Origin of the sequence: Clostridium sp. DMHC 10, assembly GCF_001270375.1 — a bacterium.
Classification (GTDB): Bacteria; Bacillota; Clostridia; order Clostridiales; family Clostridiaceae; genus Clostridium_S; species Clostridium_S guangxiense.
In genome coordinates, this window is the sequence record NZ_LGVB01000016.1 from 360,237 (window position 1) to 381,259 (window position 21,023).

Here is a 21,023-nt window from a genome sequence, read left to right on the forward strand (position 1 = left end):
GTTGGAATTTAACTTCCGTAGCTCAAACTATCACCCATTGCTTATTATGGATATTCGATTAAGCAGGTTGGAACTATAATTAGCTTCCGCGTAACGAACAAAAATGAGTAGTAATAAGTGGATGGACAAAATTTTTAACAAAGGAGTTGCTATTATGATTAGCATTGGTATAGATGTTTCAAAAGGCAAAAGTACGGTTTGTATTAGTAAATTACATCGTGAAATTTTGAATAAACCTTTTGAAGTTAAACACTCTTTAGAAGAGCTAAAAAAGTTAGCTGACAAAATTATAAGTTTTGATGAAGAAAGCAAGGTGATTCTGGAAGCAACAGGGCATTATCATATTCCAGTAGTATCTTATCTACAAGAAAGAGGGATTTTTGTTTGCGTTGTTAATCCTATGCTTATGAAAAAGTACGCAAGTATATCTATTAGAAAAGGCAAAACAGATAAGTTAGACTCAAAAACAATCTCAAAATTTGGTTTAGACAATTGGTATGAATTAAGCAATTATAAAATAGAAGAAGATACATATTATGAACTTAAAACTCTTTCAAGACAATATTTTCAGTTTATGTCCTTAAGAATAAAACTTAAAGTAATGCTTTCAAATCTTTTAGACGAAACAATGCCAGGCATTGCAGGGCTCCTAGCTTCAAATTCAACTAGCTTTGCAAAAGACAAGTTATCAGACTTTGTTCAAAAATACTGGCATTATGATAATATTATTAAATTAAGTGAAAATAAATTTACTGAAAGCTATAAGAAATGGGCAAAAAAAGAAGGATACCAATTTAGCCAAAATAAAGCTCATGAAATATATATTCTTGCTAAAAATAGTATCACAACTATGCCTTCTAAGATGTCAAGCACAAAAATGATCATCTCAGAAACTATAAAGGGAATCCATTCCACTGGAATATCCTTAAATCTAATATTATCACGAATGAAGGAACTTGCCAAGCTGTTACCTGAATACGATGTTGTTTTAAATATGAATGGTGTAGGAGAAAGATTAGCACCAAGAATTATTGCAGAAATAGGTGACGTAAGAAAGTACTACAGCGCAAAGGCTCTTGTGGCTTATTCAGGAATAGATGCACCACCTTATCAATCGGGAAATTTTAATGGAAACAACCGAAAAATATCAAAACGGGGATCAAGATATCTGAGAAAAACAGGTTATGAGATAATGAAAAGCATAAAATGCAGAGTTCCTATTAAAGATACAGCAGTGTATGACTATATAATAAAAAAAGAATCAGAGGGTAAGGCAAAGAAACAAGCTAAAATTATTCTAAAATAGTAGTAACAACTCCTGAACCTACTGTTCTTCCGCCTTCTCTTATTGCAAATCTTAAGTTTTCATTCATTGCTACTTTTGTTATTAATTCTACTGTCATGTCTATGTGGTCTCCTGGCATTACCATTTCTACTCCTTCTGGTAATTGGATTGTTCCAGTTACGTCTGTTGTTCTGAAGTAGAACTGTGGTCTATATCCGTTGAAGAATGGTGTATGTCTTCCGCCTTCTTCTTTCTTTAATACGTATACCTGACCTACAAACTTGTGATGTGGTGTTACTGATCCTGGTTTTGCTAGTACCTGACCTCTTTCGATGTCTTCTCTTTGAACTCCTCTTAACAATGCTCCGATGTTATCTCCTGCCATTGCTTCATCTAGTAACTTTCTGAACATTTCTACTCCAGTTACTACTACTTTTCTTGTTTCATCGCTTAATCCTACGATTTCTACTTCGTCTCCTACGTGCAATACTCCACTTTCTACTCTTCCTGTTGCAACTGTTCCTCTTCCTGTGATTGTGAAGATATCTTCTATTGGCATTAAGAATGGCTTATCTGTTGCTCTTTGTGGAGTTGGGATATACTCATCTACTTGTGCCATTAAGTCTTTTATTGGCTTTATTGCTTCTGCATCGTCTGGGTTCTCTAATGCTTTTAATGCACTTCCTACTACGATTGGTGTATCGTCGCCAGGGAATCCATATTCATTTAATAACTCTCTTACTTCCATTTCTACTAAGTCGATTAATTCTGGATCATCTACTTGGTCTGCTTTATTTAAGAATACTACTATATATTGTACTCCAACTCTTGATGCTAATAGTATATGCTCTCTTGTTTGTGGCATTGGACCATCTGCTGCACTTACTACTAGTATTGCTCCATCCATTTGTGCTGCTCCTGTGATCATGTTCTTTACATAGTCAGCATGTCCTGGACAGTCTACGTGCGCATAGTGTCTGTTTTCTGTTTCATACTCAACGTGTGCTGTGTTGATTGTTATTCCTCTTTCTTTTTCTTCTGGTGCTTTATCAATTTCATCATATTTGAAAGCTTTTGCCTTTCCTTCTTTTGATAAAATTGTTGTGATTGCTGCTGTTAATGTTGTCTTACCATGATCTACGTGTCCTATTGTTCCTATGTTTACATGTGGTTTGTTTCTTTCAAATTTTTCCTTTGCCATTTCTGGTTCCTCCTTAATAATAAATTAAGTTCTAAGATTTACCTGAGAGAAACGAAAGGTAAATCCACCTTCACTGTACTCTGCACTTTGTACTCTGTGCTCTGAATCAACTTCCAGTTTGTAAGGATAAATTTGGTATTGGTAATTTAAATATTTCAGCTTGTTTATCTATAATATATATAGTGAAACCATTTCAACTATTAAAATTCATGTGCACCATAATGCCCAGAAGACGACGGCATTTTGGTACAAGTAAATTTCAAGTTTCAAGGTGATTTATCTTTAGCAGTTTATATTGCCTGTTCTACTAACCCATGTGTCAAAACTATCTCTTCAAGTCTCCTTTGTGTCATTGGCTTTGGAATCACAAAATTTTTATTTTTTTCTATTGCCTCTGCCAATGACCTATACTCATTTGCTTGATTTGACTCTGGAGAAAATTGTATTACAGTTTGCTTATTAATCTCTGCCTTTTGAACTACATTATCCCTTGGTACAAAATAAATAAGCTGTGTACCTAATTCCTCTGCAAATGCCTCCAGCAGTTCCTTTTCGTTGTCTACCTTTCTGCTATTGCATATAATTCCACCCAATCTAACTCCGCCCTTATTAGCATATTTTTGTACTCCCTTTGATATATTATTTGCTGCATAAAGCGCCATCATTTCTCCACTAGCCACAATATATATTTCTTTTGCTTTACCTTCACGAATTGGCATAGCAAACCCACCACAAACAACGTCACCTAAAACGTCATAAAAAACATAATCCAAATCTTCTGTATATGCTCCAAGGCTTTCAAGCATGCTTATAGACGTTATAATACCTCTCCCAGCGCATCCTACTCCTGGTTCAGGTCCACCCGATTCTACACATCTAATTCCATTAAATCCTCTTTTCATTAAATAATTTAAATCTACATCCTCTCCTTCTTCCCTCAAGGTATCTAAAACCGTTCTCTGTGCAAGTCCACCTAAAAGCAATCTTGTAGAATCAGCCTTTGGATCACAGCCTACTACCATAACATTTTTTTCTCTTTCAGATAAGCCTGCAGTCAAGTTTTGTGTTGTTGTAGATTTACCTATTCCACCTTTTCCATAAATAGCTATCTGTCGCATAATATACACTCCTCCTAAATTTATTTGCCTTTATAGATAAACAAGCTGAAATATTTAAATTACCAATACCAAATTTATCCTTACAAACTGGAATTTGTCGAGCACTATAGTGAAGGGTTTTATTTTATTTAACGAATGAACTTGAAGAAAAATAATTTTATGGATATATATTTCCTTATTTTGATATAATAATTAAATATATATTTTATTTATAAAATGGAGGTAAAATAATGAAAAATCCAATAGTTACAATTGAAATGGAAGATAAAAGTAAAATTGAAGTTGAATTATACCCAGATATGGCACCTAACACTGTAAATAATTTTATTTCTTTAATAAATAAAGAATTTTATAATGGTACTATATTTCATAGAGTTATTCCTGGATTTATGATTCAAGGTGGAGATCCTGAAGGAACAGGAATGGGTGGACCTGACTATTCTATAAAAGGTGAATTTTCTTCTAATGGTTTTAAAAACGACTTGAAACATGAAAAAGGAGTTATATCTATGGCAAGAACTTCATATCCTAATTCAGCAGGTTCTCAATTCTTTATAATGGCTGAGGATGCACCACATCTTGATGGAGATTATGCTGCTTTTGGAAAAGTAATTTCTGGAATAGAGGAAGTGGATAAAATAGTTTCTGTAAAGAGAGATTATTCAGATAAGCCTTATGAAGATCAAAGAATAAAGAAAATAACTGTTGACACTTTTGGAAAAGATTATCCTGAACCTGAAAAAATGTAATTTAGGTAAGCTATGTTTTAAATAAAATAACTTCATGCTAGCTGCATGAAGTTATTTTAATCTTAATGTATATGGTTTATATATTAATGTAAATTATAATTTTACAACATTAGCTGCTTGAAGTCCTTTTGCGCCTTCTTCAACATCAAATTGAACTTTATCGCCTTCATTAAGATTTTTTCTTCCAGTCATGCCTTGAATTGCAGTGTAATGAACAAATACGTCATTCTCTCCTTCAACTGCAATAAAACCATAGCCTTTTTCTGAATTAAACCATTTAACTGTTCCTGTTTTCATTATATCCTCCTAAAACGACACATAATTATTGATATATTAACTATACATCTGTGTGCCCTAATTACAATTTTATTATAGCATAAAATTATACATAATAAAACTCTACCAATATTTATTACACGATAATAGTAAACGACATAATTTTTCTATTTCACAATTTTATTATACAAATTTATCAATAATTCAAATATTATAATGGATTATTTTTTCAATGTAATTAAATATAAAATTATATACATATAGAAAATACTGAACTCCTATCAAAAACTTGTGTCATATAAATTATTTTTTGTTATAATAATATTATGCATTATTAAACATTTTTGCATGGTAACTTAAATAAATTAACTATTATGTAATCCATTTGATGAGGTGATTTTGTGGACAACAATATTAATACAAAGAATGAAATTGATCAATCAATTTATTTATATGATAAAACTGTAACTTGTCCTGTTTGTGGAAATGTATTTAAGGCAAGATCTGTAAAAAAATCTTCTTATAGAATTTTAAAACAAGATAGTGATTTCTTTTATGAATATAAAAATATAAATCCATATTTTTATGATGTTTGGTTATGTAATATATGTGGATATGCTTCCATGAAAACTGATTTTAATAAAATAAGAGAATCACAAAAGCAGCTTATTATGGAAAAAATATCAATGAAATGGCATGCTAAAAATTATCCAGAAGTCTACAATATAAATATAGCCATAGAAAGATTTAAGATTTCTTTATTAAATTATGTAACACTAGATGCTAAAAGCAGTAGTAAAGCAATGAACTGTTTAAAAATTGCCTGGATGTATCGTATGCTCGGAAATTCTAAACTTGAGACTTCCTACATGAAAAACTCAATTGATGAATTTAACAAGGCATATTTTAATGAGATGTTTCCAATATACGGCATGTCAAAATTTGCTATGATGTATTTAATTGGTGAATTAAACAGAAGAGTTGGTAATAATAAAGATGCCTTAATCTGGTTTGGAAGAGTACTAGGTGAAACGAACGCTCCTCAACGATTAAAAAATAAAATTAGAGATCAAAAGGATTTAATAAAATCCACATCAAAAAACGATTCTGATTTAGAAGAGCATCATGATCCGAACGATGAAAAGAAAAAAAAAGTCTTTTTTCAAAATTTTTCTAATCCCCCTGTTCAGTTTATATTTTATTATACGAATATTTTATAAAGAGTAAAATATATAATTCGGAGGAAAAATTATGTTTTTTAAAAAAAAAAGTTCCACAAATAAATCTTCAAATTTGCAGATAGTTGTAACACCCGTTCCCATTCCGAACACGAAGGTTAAGAACTAATACGCCGATGGTAGTGCAGGGGAGGCCCTGTGTGAGAGTAGGACGTTGCCAGGTAATATGGATCTTTAGCTCAGTTGGTTAGAGCAACCGGCTCATAACCGGTCGGTCCGGGGTTCGAGTCCCTGAAGGTCCACCATTTGGGGGATTAGCTCAGCTGGGAGAGCACCTGCCTTGCACGCAGGGGGTCAAGAGTTCGAATCTCTTATTCTCCACCAAGTAGATAGCAGCTTTATAGCTGCTATTTTTTTATAAGCAATTTTAAATAAAGTTTTGATTGGGTAAAAGATTAGTGTTAAAGGAACGATTTAAATAGATTTATTAATTTTATTTAGCGTTTATTCAACACTATTTTTTTACCTTTTGTCTATCTATGGCTACAATACCAAAAGACCTTGAAAAAAATATGTTTGAACCTTTTATTTGTGGTGATGAATCAAGAACTACGAAAAATGGAAGTGGACTTAGTCTTAGTATATGTAAAAAAATTATTGAAAAACATCAAGGGATTTTAACATACAAGAATTCAAATTATAATTGGAAATGCCTAATTCTTATTTTAAAACCTTATTTTAAAGTGTAAACTATGCCATGAGTGTCAATATGCAAAAAAGAGAGAAAAATAAAGAAAAATGTTATATTATAATGAAGGCTTTAGTAAATCACGATTTTCTACACAAATTAATATTATAAACATGTTATTATATTAAACGTCGTCGCGAGATGACAGTGATTGATGAGTTCTGAAAAAACATTTTAAAAAGTGTTGACAGAGCAAATTAAACATGATATTATATATAAGCTGTCTCGTGCAGCACATTGAACTTTGAAAATTAAACAGAGAAGAATTAAGTAAACCAGCAATTCTTTTGAATAGAAGAAATTCTATTTAATATATAAAGCGATGAGCTTAGGAATACAGCAGGTCATTATATATAAGTAATGATGAGAGAATTTTGGGAAAGACGAGGAAATAAAATAGGTTAATAACTATTTATTAGCGTGTTTTGTTGACGAAGTATTGCACAAAATATAGATAAACAAGTTGAAAAGTAAAAATTAGTAATAGTAATTTTTACCATAAGCAATAGATTTGATTTGAGCTATGTTGAGATTGAATTTTTCCATAAATGATGCTAAATTAACAAATAACTCATCAATACAAACTCTAGAGCGAAGCTTAAATAGGGATCTTTTGATTTTGTTCCATATATTCTCCTGAGGATTTAACTGTGGAGAATATGGTGGCAGATATATTAGTTCTAATCGATCAGTATGATTCTTTACAAACTCATTAATAGCTTTAGATTTATGATTTTTAGCATTATCTAAAATAACAAAGATTTTTTTATTTTCGTTTTTATCAAGTAGTCTTTCTAAAAAAACAATAATTTTAGATGAATCAATAGAGACGTCATAAGAATAACAATCAACAATACTATCAAATTGAGAAGATATTTCGGTAGCACCAACCATGTTAAGTCCTTTATGTGAGCCGTTACGCTCTATTGCAGGGGCCTGGCCCTTTGAACTCCAACTTTTATAGTTGTTGGATTCGTTTCTTATATAGGTTTCATCTAGAGCGTAAATAATTGAATCAGTAGAATTTTCTACAGTGCTGAGTAGTTCTTGCATTTTTTTTAAAGGTCATTTGTTTTTCAACATCTCCAAGAGATGGCATATATTGACCTCTTTTATAGGTGTAATTATTATTTTTAATGACTTGCCTTATCCATTCGCAAGAATATTTTATACCGAATTTTTCATAAATAATATCGACAAACATAGCAATAGTCCATGTTGAAGATTGAAACCCATAATTCTCAGGGTTTTCATTTTCAATTAAATTCTTTAGGGTCTGAAGCATTTCATCTGTAAAGGTTCCTTCGGAACCTCCACGATTATCTATCAGTGCATCGAGACCTAGAGAATTCCATTTATGAATGTAATCAATTATGGTCGCTACTGATTTATCATATATATTTGATAATTCGTTTGTTGTTAAGCCTTGATATCTATTTATGACTACTGAAAGCATTGTGTAAGAGTATACATCTTTATATTTGTTTTTGTAAGGTCATAAATATAATAAATTATATTTATGAACCTTACATAGGATCCGTTTACACCTTCCTGCTTAATTTATGAATTATACTTAGAATTTAATAAGCCTCTAATTATAGCCTCTTCTTGTTTTTGTGTTATTGTTCCATTGTTCACAAGTACATCAAATTTGCGCTTAAAAAGTACATTTAAATTACTAATACGCTCTTTTTTACAAGAATCAAATAAATTTTGCACTGCTGTCTTTTGATTTTTATTTATTATTTTCTTATTTACTAAAGTATCAAGTTCATTATTAAAAGAAATTTTAAAGTTTTTGCCACTTTTCTTAGAAGCTAAAAATGCTTGCTTTATGTAGGACTCCTGAGTTTTAGTTATAGTTCTATTTTCAACAAGAGCATTTAATTTATTTTTAGAACATTTATGATTTTTTTCATGGATTGATGAAACTCATCGGATTTTATCAAAATTTAGTACAGCGTCTTCTTGCTTTTTATTTATAACATTATCATTTGCCAGTTTATCTAAGCGAGATTTATAATCATGATGCTTATGATTTTTATTCATAATTGTACTTCCACTAATTGAAGTAGTGCTTTTAACAGATGAAGCATAGGTAGACTTGTAACCTGCATTTAATAAAATTGAAATATTTAGAGCAGTCAAGGCACCTATAATTTTAATATTTTTTTCAACATTTTATATACCTCCAAAATAGATTTACTTATTTATAGTCTGCCAATTTTTCAAATAATTATAATATTAATTTAAAAATATATCTAAAACCATATGTAAATAAGAAAGAAATACTTTTTCCTCTATAGCGGTGCTTTTTATTACAATATTGAGCATATGTTCGAGGTAACTTTAGAAAACTTAAATAAAAATAAAAAAAAGCAAATATACCAAAAGTATATAAGCTTTAACTTCTATATAAAGTTCAAAAAATAAAATGGCTCCGCGAAAAGGATTCGAACCTTCAAACAATTTTCAAAGTTCAATGTGCTGCACGAGACAGCTTATATATAATATCATGTTTAATTTGCTCTGTCAACACTTTTTAAAATGTTTTTTCAGAACTCATTAATCACTGTCATCTCGCGACGACGTTTAATATAATAACATGTCTACAATATTAATTTACATATATAAACGTGATTTAATAAATCTATCATGATAAATCAGCATATTTCTTACTTTTTCTCTCTTTTTCCCATAATGATACTCCAGGCATAGGTTATCTCGACAAACTGGAATTTAGCGAGGTGATATTAATTTGGGATATTAAATAAAGCTAATAAATCTAAGATGATAAAGCTTTATTTAAACCATCCCAAGTCAACATCACTTCACTTAGCCCGAAAAAGCAAGGAAAATACACATATTGGAGTTTAGGCGTAAGCTCATGTGATTCATGAACAAAATGTTATGTACTTTCTATAATTCGATTCTCTACGAAAAGCACACTGTAAATGATATTTTACAATAAAATAAAGGATTATAAAGATTCACGTCAAAATTCCGTAGGTACGGAGGATTTTTTCCCTTGCACTACCGTGGGGGGAAGTAACAATGCTGAAGGAACGGTTTAAAAAAATTCTAATAAATCTTGGTTCAAAAATTGTAAAATGCTTAGATATTTTAATCTGTTTGAGCGTATGCGAGTATAAACATACGCGGGGTTTGGGCTTTGCCCCATAGCCATCAACCTAATTATTCAGTAAACTGAATAATAAATATATTTAGCTTTTTTATTATAATGGAAATGATGATTCATAATCATTTCATTATAATATGAAAATTATGACATTAAATTAAATTTAATGCGAACTAAATAAACGGCGACATATAATTTCCAAGTTGCGGTAGCCGAGGGCTTATAATTTTTTATGCAATTTTTCTTGATAGCTCCTCACATTGTTGAGGAGTTATATATCCAATACTTCCATGTATCCTTCTTTTATTGTACCAAGCTTCTATATATTCGAATATTGCGAGTCGTGCAGTATTATAATCGAAGTAATGGGCTAAATTAACTTCTTCCTTTTTTAAAGAAGCATGAAAGGACTCAATACAAGCATTATCATAAGGACAACCTTTGCCACTAAAAGAATGGGTTATAATCTTAGTATTAGCAATATATTCTTCAAATGCAGAACTTGTATATTGACATCCTAAGTCGCTATGTAGTATTAATGGTTTTGTTGGTTTCTGAAGTTTTATAGCATTTTTTACCGCTTGTAAAGCAAGGGTAGTATCAATGGATTTTGACATAGAATAGCCTATTATTTTTCTGCTATACAGATCCATAACTGAAGCTAAATAACACCACCCATCTTTGATGGTGTGGATATAGGTTATATCGGTTACCCATTTCTGATTTATAGCAGTAGTATTAAAATCTCTTTTTAATACATTTGTTTTTTCTGGGATCTTCTCTTTGTTTGTCATTGGTCTGTATTTCTTCGTTATTATAGATTTTATGTTTAATGATTTCATTAAAACGCTGAGTTCTTTTTACACTAATATTAATGCCTCTTAATTTTAAACATTTATTTATTTTTATTGCTCCATAGCGATTTTTACTTTTTTTGTGAATATCAATAATATACTTTTTTATTTTTTTGTTTTCCAGCGTTCTCTTACTGGGCTGCTTAAGTAAGTACTTGTAGTACGAACTTCTAGACACTTTAAGAATCTTGCACATTAATTTAATATTGTGATGTTTTTTATGGTGCGTTTTAAGGGATTCGAACCCCCGGCCCACGGCTTAGAAGGCCGTTGCTCTATCCAGCTGAGCTAAAAACGCATACTTGGAGCGGGTAGAGGGAATCGAACCCTCGTGACTAGCTTGGAAGGCTAGGGCTCTACCATTGAGCTACACCCGCATATTTTGTTGTTTATGGTCGGGGTGACAGGGATTGAACCTGCGACCTCATGGTCCCAAACCACGCGCGCTCCCATCTGCGCCACACCCCGGCGAATTTGAAATATGGTGCGCTATCAGGGACTCGAACCCTGGGCACCCTGATTAAGAGTCAGGTGCTCTACCAACTGAGCTAATAGCGCATATTTGGAGCGGGTAGAGGGAATCGAACCCTCGTGACTAGCTTGGAAGGCTAGGGCTCTACCATTGAGCTACACCCGCATTGGTCGTTATGATATAAGTCATCATAACCTTTGTATGGTGCGTTTTAAGGGATTCGAACCCCCGGCCCACGGCTTAGAAGGCCGTTGCTCTATCCAGCTGAGCTAAAAACGCATACTTGGAGCGGAAGACGAGATTCGAACTCGCGACGTTCACCTTGGCAAGGTGACGCTCTACCACTGAGCCACTCCCGCATATTTTTCTTTTATTGGTGCAATCATATATATTTGATAATTCGTTTGTTGTTAAGCCTTGATATCTATTTATGACTACTGAAAGCATTGTGTAAGAGTATACATCTTTATATTTGTTTTTAATTCAATTAATTCATCCATTGTATACCCATGTAAATTTTCTACTGAAACCATTTTCCTACTCATAAAGTTATCTTCTCCTTAGTTTTTATTAACTATAGTTTAAGTAGAAAATACTAGAAAAATTCATCTTTTTAATTTTAATATTTCAGCTTGTTTATCTATAAAGATAAACCACCTTGAAACTTGAAATTTATTTGTATAATCTTGCTTTTATTTTTACATGAAATATACAAATATCATTTAGACTCTGAATTTTAAGAAAAACACTTTAGACAGGTTAACATGCTATTTCAAATCTCTAGTCTCCTTTCCCACTCCAAAATTCCGTAGGTACAAAGGAATTTTCCTTGCCTTTCCCCGTTTAAAGTGAAGGAATAGTTTAAAAAAATCCAATAAATCTTGCAAAAAAATCGTAAAATACTTAGATATTTCAATCTGTTTGTAGAGTAAGTCGGTGGCGAATCGCCACCTTCTCCTCATCAAACCGTGCATGCGGTTTTCTCGCACACGGCTTTCCGACCTGTGTGAGAGTAGGACGTTGCCGGGTAAAATACGTGGCCAGATAGCTCAGTCGGTAGAGCAGAGGACTGAAAATCCTCGTGTCCCTGGTTCGATTCCTGGTCTGGCCACCAAAGCTCAAGCTTTTGCTTGAGCTTTTTATTTTTTTGTTTAGCTTTATTAGATAACTATATTGATAAAGGATAAAAGTAATGAATGCCAGTAAGTGTTTAGAAGATAAAGAGATTATTGTTTCGGGTTTTATGAACAAAATAATAAGGTTAATGCTAGTGAGATTTAAAATGATGATTGTCGCAAAAATAAAATACTAAAATAAACTATTCCTAGAGTATCTATATAAGAAAATTTGAGATAAATGCAAAAAATAAGAGTATTACTAGAATAATTTGCGTAAATGGATGATAACTTAATATTATTGTTTTAATAATATGTTATTATATTAAACGTCGTCGCAAGATGACAGTGATTAATGAGTTCTGAAAAAACATTTTAAAAAGTATTGACAGAGCAAATTAAACATGATATTATAAATAAGCTGTCTCGTGCAGCACATTGAACTTTGAAAATTAAACAGAGAAGAATTAAGTAAACCAGCAATTTGGGAGGTGGTCCTCCCAGCTTCCCACAAGGTTTCACGTGTCTCGTGGTACTCTGGAGTAGATCGGCTTTTTTCTCTTTTAACCTACAGGACTGTTACCTTCTATGGTTTCACTTTCCAGAGATATTCGGTTAAGATATTAAGCATTGTGATCTATCCGCAACCCCGGAAACAAGTTTCCGGTTTGGGCTCTTTCCTTTTCGCTCGCCGCTACTAAGAAAATCGATTTTTCTTTCTCTTCCTCCGGGTACTTAGATGTTTCAGTTCCCCGGGTGTGCCCCTGTATACCTATGAATTCAGTATACAGTTCATGATGTTAATCATGAGGGTTTCCCCATTCGGAAATCTCCGGATCACAGGCTATTTGCGCCTACCCGAAGCTTATCGCAGCTTATCGCGTCCTTCTTCGACTTCTGGTGCCAAGGCATTCACCATGTGCCCTTTGTAGCTTGACCTTTAAAGAATATATTTCGAAAAAATATATTATATTAAATCAATTACAAAGTTAAACTTTGCCTTAACTTAATTTATTAAAATAACTTTACTTACTATGCAATTTTCAAAGTACAATTGTACTTTGAAAATTGCATAGTAAGTAAAGTTATTTTAATAAATTAAGTTAAGGCAAAGTTTAACTTTGTAATTGATTTAATATAATATATTTTTTCGAAATATATTCTTTAAAGGTCAAGCTACAAAGGGCACATGGTGAATGCCTTGGCACCAGAAGTCGAAGAAGGACGCGATAAGCTGCGATAAGCTTCGGGTAGGCGCAAATAGCCTGTGATCCGGAGATTTCCGAATGGGGAAACCCTCATGATTAACATCATGAACTGCATACTGAATTCATAGGTATACAGGGGCACACCCGGGGAACTGAAACATCTAAGTACCCGGAGGAAGAGAAAGAAAAATCGATTTTCTTAGTAGCGGCGAGCGAAAAGGAAAGAGCCCAAACCGGAAACTTGTTTCCGGGGTTGCGGATAGATCACAATGCTTAATATCTTAACCGAATATCTCTGGAAAGTGAAACCATAGAAGGTAACAGTCCTGTAGGTTAAAAGAGAAAAAAGCCGATCTACTCCAGAGTACCACGAGACACGTGAAACCTTGTGGGAAGCTGGGAGGACCACCTCCCAATTGGGAGGTGGTCCTCCCAGCTTCCCACAAGGTTTCACGTGTCTCGTGGTACTCTGGAGTAGATCGGCTTTTTTCTCTTTTAACCTACAGGACTGTTACCTTCTATGGTTTCACTTTCCAGAGATATTCGGTTAAGATATTAAGCATTGTGATCTATCCGCAACCCCGGAAACAAGTTTCCGGTTTGGGCTCTTTCCTTTTCGCTCGCCGCTACTAAGAAAATCGATTTTCTTTCTCTTCCTCCGGGTACTTAGATGTTTCAGTTCCCCGGGTGTGCCCCTGTATACCTATGAATTCAGTATGCAGTTCATGATGTTAATCATGAGGGTTTCCCCATTCGGAAATCTCCGGATCACAGGCTATTTGCGCCTACCCGAAGCTTATCGCAGCTTATCGCGTCCTTCTTCGACTTCTGGTGCCAAGGCATTCACCATGTGCCCTTTGTAGCTTGACCTTTAAAGAATATATTTCGAAAAAATATATTATATTAAATCAATTACAAAGTTAAACTTTGCCTTAACTTAATTTATTAAAATAACTTTACTTACTATGCAATTTTCAAAGTACAAGCGCGGCAACTGGTACACCAGAGGTCAGTCCATCCCGGTCCTCTCGTACTAAGGACAGCTCCTCTCAAATTTCCTTCGCCCGCGACGGATAGGGACCGAACTGTCTCACGACGTTCTGAACCCAGCTCGCGTGCCGCTTTAATGGGCGAACAGCCCAACCCTTGGGACCTACTTCAGCCCCAGGATGCGACGAGCCGACATCGAGGTGCCAAACCTCCCGTCGATGTGGACTCTTGGGGGAGATCAGCCTGTTATCCCCGAGGTAGCTTTATCCGTTGAGCGATGACCCTCCCACGAGGAATCACCGGATCACTAAGCCCGACTTTCGTCCCTGCTCCACCTGTATGTGTCGCAGTCAGGCTCCCTTCTGCCTTTGCACTCTTCGCGCGGTTTCCAACCGCGCTGAGGGAACCTTTGGGCGCCTCCGTTACTTTTTAGGAGGCGACGCCCCAGTCAAACTGCCCATCTAGCTATGTCCCGTGGCCAGTTTCATGGCCTCCGGTTAGAATCTCAATACTGTCAGGGTGGTATCCCAAAGATGGCTTCTCGCTACTTATGCCAGCATACTCTCTCCTGTACAGTCCACCACTCCTTTCGGTATGACTTCTGCCCATACAGGATGCTCCTCTACCACTCGTACGAAGTACGAGTCCACAGCTTCGGTGTTAGATTTTAGCCCCGGACATTTTCGGCGCAGGATCTCTTGACTAGTGAGCTATTACGCACTCTTTTAATGTATGGCTGCTTCTGAGCCAACATCCTAGTTGTCTTAGAAATCCCACATCCTTTCCACTTAATCTATACTTGGGGACCTTAGCTGGTGGTCTGGGCTGTTTCCCTTTTGACTACGGATCTTATCATTCGCAGTCTGACTGCTGCACTAATAATATCTGGCATTCGGAGTTTGATAGAGTTCAGTAACTGTTGTCAGCCCCTACCTCATTCAGTGCTCTACCTCCAGTATTCATATGCAACGCTAGCCCTAAAGCTATTTCGAGGAGAACCAGCTATATCCGAGTTCGATTGGAATTTCTCCCCTATCCACAGCTCATCCCATGGTTTTGTACGAGTGGTAGAGGAGCATCCTGTATGGGCAGAAGTCATACCGAAAGGAGTGGTGGACTGTACAGGAGAGAGTATGCTGGCATAAGTAGCGAGAACTAAGTGAGAATCTTAGTGGTCGAAAATCTAAGGTTTCCTGAGGAAGGTTCGTCCGCTCAGGGTAAGTCGGGACCTAAGCCGAGGCCGAAAGGCGTAGGCGATGTACAATCGGTTGATATTCCGATACCACCAAACGACGTTATCAGAAATGGGATGACGCAGAAGGATAGGATGTGCACACTATTGGATGTGTGTCTAAGCACTGAGGGTGAATAAGCAGGTAAATCCGCTTATTCTTAAGCCTGGGGTGTTACGGGGAAGGAAATTTATTTCCGAAGTATCTGATTTCATGCTGCCAAGAAAAGTCTCTATCGAGGAGTTTGGTGCCCGTACCGCAAACCGACACAGGTAGATGAGGAGAGAATCCTAAGACCATCGGAAGAATTGCTGTTAAGGAACTCGGCAAAATTGACCCCGTAAGGGACCTTAGCTGGTGGTCTGGGCTGTTTCCCTTTTGACTACGGATCTTATCATTCGCAGTCTGACTGCTGCACTAATAATATCTGGCATTCGGAGTTTGATAGAGTTCAGTAACTGTTGTCAGCCCCTACCTCATTCAGTGCTCTACCTCCAGTATTCATATGCAACGCTAGCCCTAAAGCTATTTCGAGGAGAACCAGCTATATCCGAGTTCGATTGGAATTTCTCCCCTATCCACAGCTCATCCCATGGTTTTTCAACACCAATGTGGTTCGGCCTCCACGGAATTTTACTTCCGCTTCACCCTGTCCATGGATAGGTCACTCGGTTTCGGGTCTACAGCATGCAACTAGTCGCCCTATTCAGACTTGGTTTCCCTTCGGCTCCGCACCTTAGGTGCTTAACCTTGCTGCATACCGTAACTCGCTGGCTCGTTCTACAAAAAGCACGTCATCACACTTAAATGTGTTTTGACCGGTTGTAGACACACGGTTTCAGGTTCTATTTCACTCCCGGGACCTTAGCTGGTGGTCTGGGCTGTTTCCCTTTTGACTACGGATCTTATCATTCGCAGTCTGACTGCTGCACTAATAATATCTGGCATTCGGAGTTTGATAGAGTTCAGTAACTGTTGTCAGCCCCTACCTCATTCAGTGCTCTACCTCCAGTATTCATATGCAACGCTAGCCCTAAAGCTATTTCGAGGAGAACCAGCTATATCCGAGTTCGATTGGAATTTCTCCCCTATCCACAGCTCATCCCATGGTTTTCAACACCAATGTGGTTCGGGCCTCCACGGAATTTTACTTCCGCTTCACCCTGTCCATGGATAGGTCACTCGGTTTCGGGTCTACAGCATGCAACTAGTCGCCCTATTCAGACTTGGTTTCCCTTCGGCTCCGCACCTTAGGTGCTTAACCTTGCTGCATACCGTAACTCGCTGGCTCGTTCTACAAAAAGCACGTCATCACACTTAAATGTGTTTTGACCGGTTGTAGACACACGGTTTCAGGTTCTATTTCACTCCCGGGACCTTAGCTGGTGGTCTGGGCTGTTTCCCTTTTGACTACGGATCTTATCATTCGCAGTCTGACTGCTGCACTAATAATATCTGGCATTCGGAGTTTGATAGAGTTCAGTAACTGTTGTCAGCCCCTACCTCATTCAGTGCTCTACCTCCAGTATTCATATGCAACGCTAGCCCTAAAGCTATTTCGAGGAGAACCAGCTATATCCGAGTTCGATTGGAATTTCTCCCCTATCCACAGCTCATCCCATGGTTTTTCAACACCAATGTGTTCGGGCCTCCACGGAATTTTACTTCCGCTTCACCCTGTCCATGGATAGGTCACTCGGTTTCGGGTCTACAGCATGCAACTAGTCGCCCTATTCAGACTTGGTTTCCCTTCGGCTCCGCACCTTAGGTGCTTAACCTTGCTGCATACCGTAACTCGCTGGCTCGTTCTACAAAAAGCACGTCATCACACTTAAATGTGTTTTGACCGGTTGTAGACACACGGTTTCAGGTTCTATTTCACTCCCGGGACCTTAGCTGGTGGTCTGGGCTGTTTCCCTTTTGACTACGGATCTTATCATTCGCAGTCTGACTGCTGCACTAATAATATCTGGCATTCGGAGTTTGATAGAGTTCAGTAACTGTTGTCAGCCCCTACCTCATTCAGTGCTCTACCTCCAGTATTCATATGCAACGCTAGCCCTAAAGCTATTTCGAGGAGAACCAGCTATATCCGAGTTCGATTGGAATTTCTCCCCTATCCACAGCTCATCCCATGGTTTTCAACACCAATGTGTTCGGGCCTCCACGGAATTTTACTTCCGCTTCACCCTGTCCATGGATAGGTCACTCGGTTTCGGGTCTACAGCATGCAACTAGTCGCCCTATTCAGACTTGGTTTCCCTTCGGCTCCGCACCTTAGGTGCTTAACCTTGCTGCATACCGTAACTCGCTGGCTCGTTCTACAAAAAGCACGTCATCACACTTAAATGTGTTTTGACCGGTTGTAGACACACGGTTTCAGGTTCTATTTCACTCCCGGGACCTTAGCTGGTGGTCTGGGCTGTTTCCCTTTTGACTACGGATCTTATCATTCGCAGTCTGACTGCTGCACTAATAATATCTGGCATTCGGAGTTTGATAGAGTTCAGTAACTGTTGTCAGCCCCTACCTCATTCAGTGCTCTACCTCCAGTATTCATATGCAACGCTAGCCCTAAAGCTATTTCGAGGAGAACCAGCTATATCCGAGTTCGATTGGAATTTCTCCCCTATCCACAGCTCATCCCATGGTTTTTCAACACCAATGTGTTCGGCCTCCACGGAATTTTACTTCCGCTTCACCCTGTCCATGGATAGGTCACTCGGTTTCGGGTCTACAGCATGCAACTAGTCGCCCTATTCAGACTTGGTTTCCCTTCGGCTCCGCACCTTAGGTGCTTAACCTTGCTGCATACCGTAACTCGCTGGCTCGTTCTACAAAAAGCACGTCATCACACTTAAATGTGTTTTGACCGGTTGTAGACACACGGTTTCAGGTTCTATTTCACTCCCGGGACCTTAGCTGGTGGTCTGGGCTGTTTCCCTTTTGACTACGGATCTTATCATTCGCAGTCTGACTGCTGCACTAATAATATCTGGCATTCGGAGTTTGATAGAGTTCAGTAACTGTTGTCAGCCCCTACCTCATTCAGTGCTCTACCTCCAGTATTCATATGCAACGCTAGCCCTAAAGCTATTTCGAGGAGAACCAGCTATATCCGAGTTCGATTGGAATTTCTCCCCTATCCACAGCTCATCCCATGGTTTTCAACACCAATGTGTTCGGCCTCCACGGAATTTTACTTCCGCTTCACCCTGTCCATGGATAGGTCACTCGGTTTCGGGTCTACAGCATGCAACTAGTCGCCCTATTCAGACTTGGTTTCCCTTCGGCTCCGCACCTTAGGTGCTTAACCTTGCTGCATACCGTAACTCGCTGGCTCGTTCTACAAAAAGCACGTCATCACACTTAAATGTGTTTTGACCGGTTGTAGACACACGGTTTCAGGTTCTATTTCACTCCCATGTCTGGGGCTACACACGTGCTACAATGGTGGGAACAAAGAGATGCAAGACCGCAAGGTGGAGCCAAACTCAAAAACCCATCCCAGTTCGGATTGTAGCTGAAACTCGCCTACATGAAGCTGGAGTTGCTAGTAATCGCGAATCAGAATGTCGCGGTGAATACGTTCCCGGGCCTTTGTACACACCGCCCGTCACACCATGAGAGTCGGCAACACCCGAAGCCCGTGAGGTAACCTTTTGGAACCAGCGGTCGAAGGTGGGGTTGATAATTGGGGTGAAGTCGTAACAAGGTAGCCGTAGGAGAACCTGCGGCTGGATCACCTCCTTTCTAAGGAGTCGACGTAGAAATGTAATTTCTACGAAGGTATACTTTTCTTCTCTGTTTAATTTTGAGAATTCAATATTCTCTTTTGTACTTTGAAAATTGCATAGTAAGTAAAGTTATTTTAATAAATTAAGTTAAGGCAAAGTTTAACTTTGTAATTGATTTAATATAATATATTTTTTCGATGTCTGGGGCTACACACGTGCTACAATGGTGGGAACAAAGAGATGCAAGACCGCAAGGTGGAGCCAAACTCAAAAACCCATCCCAGTTCGGATTGTAGCTGAAACTCGCCTACATGAAGCTGGAGTTGCTAGTAATCGCGAATCAGAATGTCGCGGTGAATACGTTCCGGGCCTTTGTACACACCGCCCGTCACACCATGAGAGTCGGCAACACCCGAAGCCCGTGAGGTAACCTTTTGGAACCAGCGGTCGAAGGTGGGGTTGATAATTGGGGTGAAGTCGTAACAAGGTAGCCGTAGGAGAACCTGCGGCTGGATCACCTCCTTTCTAAGGAGTCGACGTAGAAATGTAATTTCTACGAAGGTATACTTTTCTTCTCTGTTTAATTTTGAGAATTCAATATTCTCTTTTGTACTTTGAAAATTGCATAGTAAGTAAAGTTATTTTAATAAATTAAGTTAAGGCAAAGTTTAACTTTGTAATTGATTTAATATAATATATTTTTTCGCGAAAAAATATATTATATTAAATCAATTACAAAGTTAAACTTTGCCTTAACTTAATTTATTAAAATAACTTTACTTACTATGCAATTTTCAAAGTACAAAAGAGAATATTGAATTCTCAAAATTAAACAGAGAAGAAAAGTATACCTTCGTAGAAATTACATTTCTACGTCGACTCCTTAGAAAGGAGGTGATCCAGCCGCAGGTTCTCCTACGGCTACCTTGTTACGACTTCACCCCAATTATCAACCCCACCTTCGACCGCTGGTTCCAAAAAGGTTACCTCACGGGCTTCGGGTGTTGCCGACTCTCATGGTGTGACGGGCGGTGTGTACAAGGCCCGGAACGTATTCACCGCGACATTCTGATTCGCGATTACTAGCAACTCCAGCTTCATGTAGGCGAGTTTCAGCTACAATCCGAACTGGGATGGGTTTTTGAGTTTGGCTCCACCTTGCGGTCTTGCATCTCTTTGTTCCCACCATTGTAGCACGTGTGTAGCCCCAGACATGTACGAGTGGTAGAGGAGCATCCTGTATGGGCAGAAGTCATACCGAAAGGAGTGGTGGACTGTACAGGAGAGAGTATGCTGGCATAAGTAGCGAGAACTAAGTGAGAATCTTAGTGGTCGAAAATCTAAGGTTTCCTGAGGAAGGTTCGTCCGCTCAGGGTAAGTCGGGACCTAAGCCGAGGCCGAAAGGCGTAGGCGATGTACAATCGGTTGATATTCCGATACCACCAAACGACGTTATCAGAAATGGGATGACGCAGAAGGATAGGATGTGCACACTATTGGATGTGTGTCTAAGCACTGAGGGTGAATAAGGCAGGTAAATCCGCTTATTCTTAAGCCTGGGGTGTTACGGGGAAGGAAATTTATTTCCGAAGTATCTGATTTCATGCTGCCAAGAAAAGTCTCTATCGAGGAGTTTGGTGCCCGTACCGCAAACCGACACAGGTAGATGAGGAGAGAATCCTAAGACCATCGGAAGAATTGCTGTTAAGGAACTCGGCAAA

General features: G+C 37.5%; 11 protein-coding genes, 10 tRNA genes, 2 rRNA genes and 7 other annotated features. Of the genes, 9 read left to right on the plus strand and 14 right to left on the minus strand.

What is annotated here, in order from left to right; genetic code table 11:
- Window positions 1-154: 154 nt before the first annotated feature.
- Complete coding sequence (locus tag AGR56_RS19090; protein WP_053243634.1) at window positions 155-1,306, plus strand: IS110 family transposase; 1,152 nt, start codon at window positions 155-157, stop codon at window positions 1,304-1,306.
- Here AGR56_RS19090 and tuf read toward each other — a convergent pair.
- Both tuf and nifH read right to left on the minus strand, forming a co-directional pair.
- Complete coding sequence (tuf, locus tag AGR56_RS19095) at window positions 1,293-2,486, minus strand: elongation factor Tu (protein WP_053243635.1); 1,194 nt, start codon at window positions 2,484-2,486, stop codon at window positions 1,293-1,295. The two genes, AGR56_RS19090 and tuf, sit on opposite strands and share 14 nt — an antisense overlap.
- A 290-nt stretch (window positions 2,487-2,776) precedes the next feature.
- Complete coding sequence (nifH, locus tag AGR56_RS19100; protein ID WP_053243636.1) at window positions 2,777-3,604, minus strand: nitrogenase iron protein; 828 nt, start codon at window positions 3,602-3,604, stop codon at window positions 2,777-2,779.
- Between the two features lie 230 nt (window positions 3,605-3,834).
- Here nifH and AGR56_RS19105 point away from each other — a divergent pair, with 230 nt between their 5' ends.
- Window positions 3,835-4,353: a peptidylprolyl isomerase gene (locus AGR56_RS19105; RefSeq protein ID WP_053243637.1), complete on the plus strand. Its 519-nt coding sequence runs from the start codon at window positions 3,835-3,837 to the stop codon at window positions 4,351-4,353.
- Between the two features lie 93 nt (window positions 4,354-4,446).
- On the opposite strand, the gene AGR56_RS19110 is transcribed toward AGR56_RS19105, so the two are convergent.
- Window positions 4,447-4,650 carry a cold-shock protein gene (locus AGR56_RS19110; protein ID WP_053243638.1) on the minus strand — a complete coding sequence of 68 codons (204 nt, stop codon included), beginning with the start codon at window positions 4,648-4,650 and terminating at the stop codon, window positions 4,447-4,449.
- Window positions 4,651-5,030: 380 nt separating this feature from the next.
- On the opposite strand from AGR56_RS19110, the gene AGR56_RS19115 reads away from it, so the two are divergent.
- The 5 genes from AGR56_RS19115 to AGR56_RS19135 all read left to right on the plus strand — a co-directional run bounded on the left by AGR56_RS19115 (window position 5,031) and on the right by AGR56_RS19135 (window position 6,556).
- Complete coding sequence (locus AGR56_RS19115; protein WP_053243639.1) at window positions 5,031-5,849, plus strand: DUF2225 domain-containing protein; 819 nt, start codon at window positions 5,031-5,033, stop codon at window positions 5,847-5,849.
- 64 nt (window positions 5,850-5,913) lie between these two features.
- Window positions 5,914-6,030: ribosomal RNA gene (gene rrf / locus AGR56_RS19120) — 5S ribosomal RNA — on the plus strand.
- 5 nt (window positions 6,031-6,035) lie between these two features.
- A tRNA-Ile gene (locus AGR56_RS19125) sits at window positions 6,036-6,112 on the plus strand.
- Between the two features lie 3 nt (window positions 6,113-6,115).
- A tRNA-Ala gene (locus AGR56_RS19130) sits at window positions 6,116-6,191 on the plus strand.
- Window positions 6,192-6,346: 155 nt separating this feature from the next.
- Window positions 6,347-6,556, plus strand: a complete 210-nt coding sequence (locus tag AGR56_RS19135) for an ATP-binding protein (RefSeq protein WP_053243640.1) — start codon at window positions 6,347-6,349, stop codon at window positions 6,554-6,556.
- A gap of 476 nt (window positions 6,557-7,032) precedes the next feature.
- Here AGR56_RS19135 and AGR56_RS19140 read toward each other — a convergent pair whose 3' ends face one another.
- The 11 genes from AGR56_RS19140 to AGR56_RS19190 form a co-directional block, all read right to left on the minus strand.
- On the minus strand, window positions 7,033-7,608 hold the full coding sequence (locus tag AGR56_RS19140) for an IS630 family transposase (RefSeq protein ID WP_053243641.1): 576 nt from the start codon (window positions 7,606-7,608) through the stop codon (window positions 7,033-7,035).
- Window positions 7,571-8,011, minus strand: coding sequence for a winged helix-turn-helix domain-containing protein (locus AGR56_RS19145; RefSeq protein WP_053243642.1), 441 nt, complete (start codon window positions 8,009-8,011; stop codon window positions 7,571-7,573). The genes AGR56_RS19140 and AGR56_RS19145 overlap by 38 nt, the downstream gene beginning before the upstream one ends.
- A gap of 476 nt (window positions 8,012-8,487) precedes the next feature.
- Window positions 8,488-8,703: a hypothetical protein gene (locus AGR56_RS22460; protein WP_242851612.1), complete on the minus strand. Its 216-nt coding sequence runs from the start codon at window positions 8,701-8,703 to the stop codon at window positions 8,488-8,490.
- 1,221 nt (window positions 8,704-9,924) lie between these two features.
- A complete protein-coding gene (locus AGR56_RS19155; RefSeq protein ID WP_084757237.1) occupies window positions 9,925-10,536 on the minus strand; it encodes an IS3 family transposase in 612 nt (203 codons plus the stop codon).
- A 233-nt stretch (window positions 10,537-10,769) separates the two neighbouring features.
- A tRNA-Arg gene (locus AGR56_RS19160) sits at window positions 10,770-10,846 on the minus strand.
- Window positions 10,847-10,851: 5 nt separating this feature from the next.
- Window positions 10,852-10,925: transfer RNA gene (locus AGR56_RS19165), tRNA-Gly, on the minus strand.
- Between the two features lie 15 nt (window positions 10,926-10,940).
- A tRNA-Pro gene (locus tag AGR56_RS19170) sits at window positions 10,941-11,016 on the minus strand.
- Window positions 11,017-11,030: 14 nt separating this feature from the next.
- Window positions 11,031-11,106, minus strand: a tRNA-Lys gene (locus AGR56_RS19175).
- 5 nt (window positions 11,107-11,111) lie between these two features.
- Window positions 11,112-11,185, minus strand: a tRNA-Gly gene (locus tag AGR56_RS19180).
- Between the two features lie 37 nt (window positions 11,186-11,222).
- A tRNA-Arg gene (locus tag AGR56_RS19185) sits at window positions 11,223-11,299 on the minus strand.
- 5 nt (window positions 11,300-11,304) lie between these two features.
- Window positions 11,305-11,379 (minus strand) — tRNA-Gly (locus AGR56_RS19190).
- A gap of 679 nt (window positions 11,380-12,058) precedes the next feature.
- Here AGR56_RS19190 and AGR56_RS19195 point away from each other — a divergent pair.
- Window positions 12,059-12,134: transfer RNA gene (locus AGR56_RS19195), tRNA-Phe, on the plus strand.
- A gap of 471 nt (window positions 12,135-12,605) precedes the next feature.
- Window positions 12,606-13,031: a sequence feature (23S ribosomal RNA rRNA prediction is too short), on the minus strand.
- 318 nt (window positions 13,032-13,349) lie between these two features.
- Window positions 13,350-13,764, plus strand: a sequence feature (23S ribosomal RNA rRNA prediction is too short).
- A gap of 401 nt (window positions 13,765-14,165) precedes the next feature.
- Window positions 14,166-16,504, minus strand: a sequence feature (most likely nonfunctional fraction of RNA operon).
- 592 nt (window positions 16,505-17,096) lie between these two features.
- Window positions 17,097-18,038 (minus strand) — a sequence feature (23S ribosomal RNA rRNA prediction is too short).
- Window positions 18,039-18,884: 846 nt separating this feature from the next.
- Window positions 18,885-19,161, plus strand: a sequence feature (16S ribosomal RNA rRNA prediction is too short).
- Between the two features lie 11 nt (window positions 19,162-19,172).
- Window positions 19,173-19,305 (plus strand) — a sequence feature (16S ribosomal RNA rRNA prediction is too short).
- A 449-nt stretch (window positions 19,306-19,754) separates the two neighbouring features.
- Window positions 19,755-21,023: ribosomal RNA gene (locus AGR56_RS23690) — 23S ribosomal RNA — on the plus strand; the annotation flags it as partial.
- Window positions 20,190-21,023, minus strand: a sequence feature (mutual gap in cmsearch alignment for this rRNA model is longer than 100). Its footprint overlaps the rRNA gene before it by 834 nt.

Bases quoted from the DNA above. Each gene is read 5' to 3' on its own strand.
- AGR56_RS19135 (WP_053243640.1), top strand. From the start codon at position 6,347: ATGGCTACAATACCAAAAGACCTTGAAAAAAATATGTTTGAACCTTTT.
- tuf (WP_053243635.1), bottom strand. From the start codon at position 2,486: ATGGCAAAGGAAAAATTTGAAAGAAACAAACCACATGTAAACATAGGA.
- AGR56_RS19155 (WP_084757237.1), bottom strand. From the start codon at position 10,536: ATGAAATCATTAAACATAAAATCTATAATAACGAAGAAATACAGACCA.
- AGR56_RS19140 (WP_053243641.1), bottom strand. From the start codon at position 7,608: ATGCAAGAACTACTCAGCACTGTAGAAAATTCTACTGATTCAATTATT.
- AGR56_RS19090 (WP_053243634.1), top strand. From the start codon at position 155: ATGATTAGCATTGGTATAGATGTTTCAAAAGGCAAAAGTACGGTTTGT.
- AGR56_RS19145 (WP_053243642.1), bottom strand. From the start codon at position 8,011: ATGCTTTCAGTAGTCATAAATAGATATCAAGGCTTAACAACAAACGAA.
- nifH (WP_053243636.1), bottom strand. From the start codon at position 3,604: ATGCGACAGATAGCTATTTATGGAAAAGGTGGAATAGGTAAATCTACA.
- AGR56_RS19110 (WP_053243638.1), bottom strand. From the start codon at position 4,650: ATGAAAACAGGAACAGTTAAATGGTTTAATTCAGAAAAAGGCTATGGT.
- AGR56_RS19105 (WP_053243637.1), top strand. From the start codon at position 3,835: ATGAAAAATCCAATAGTTACAATTGAAATGGAAGATAAAAGTAAAATT.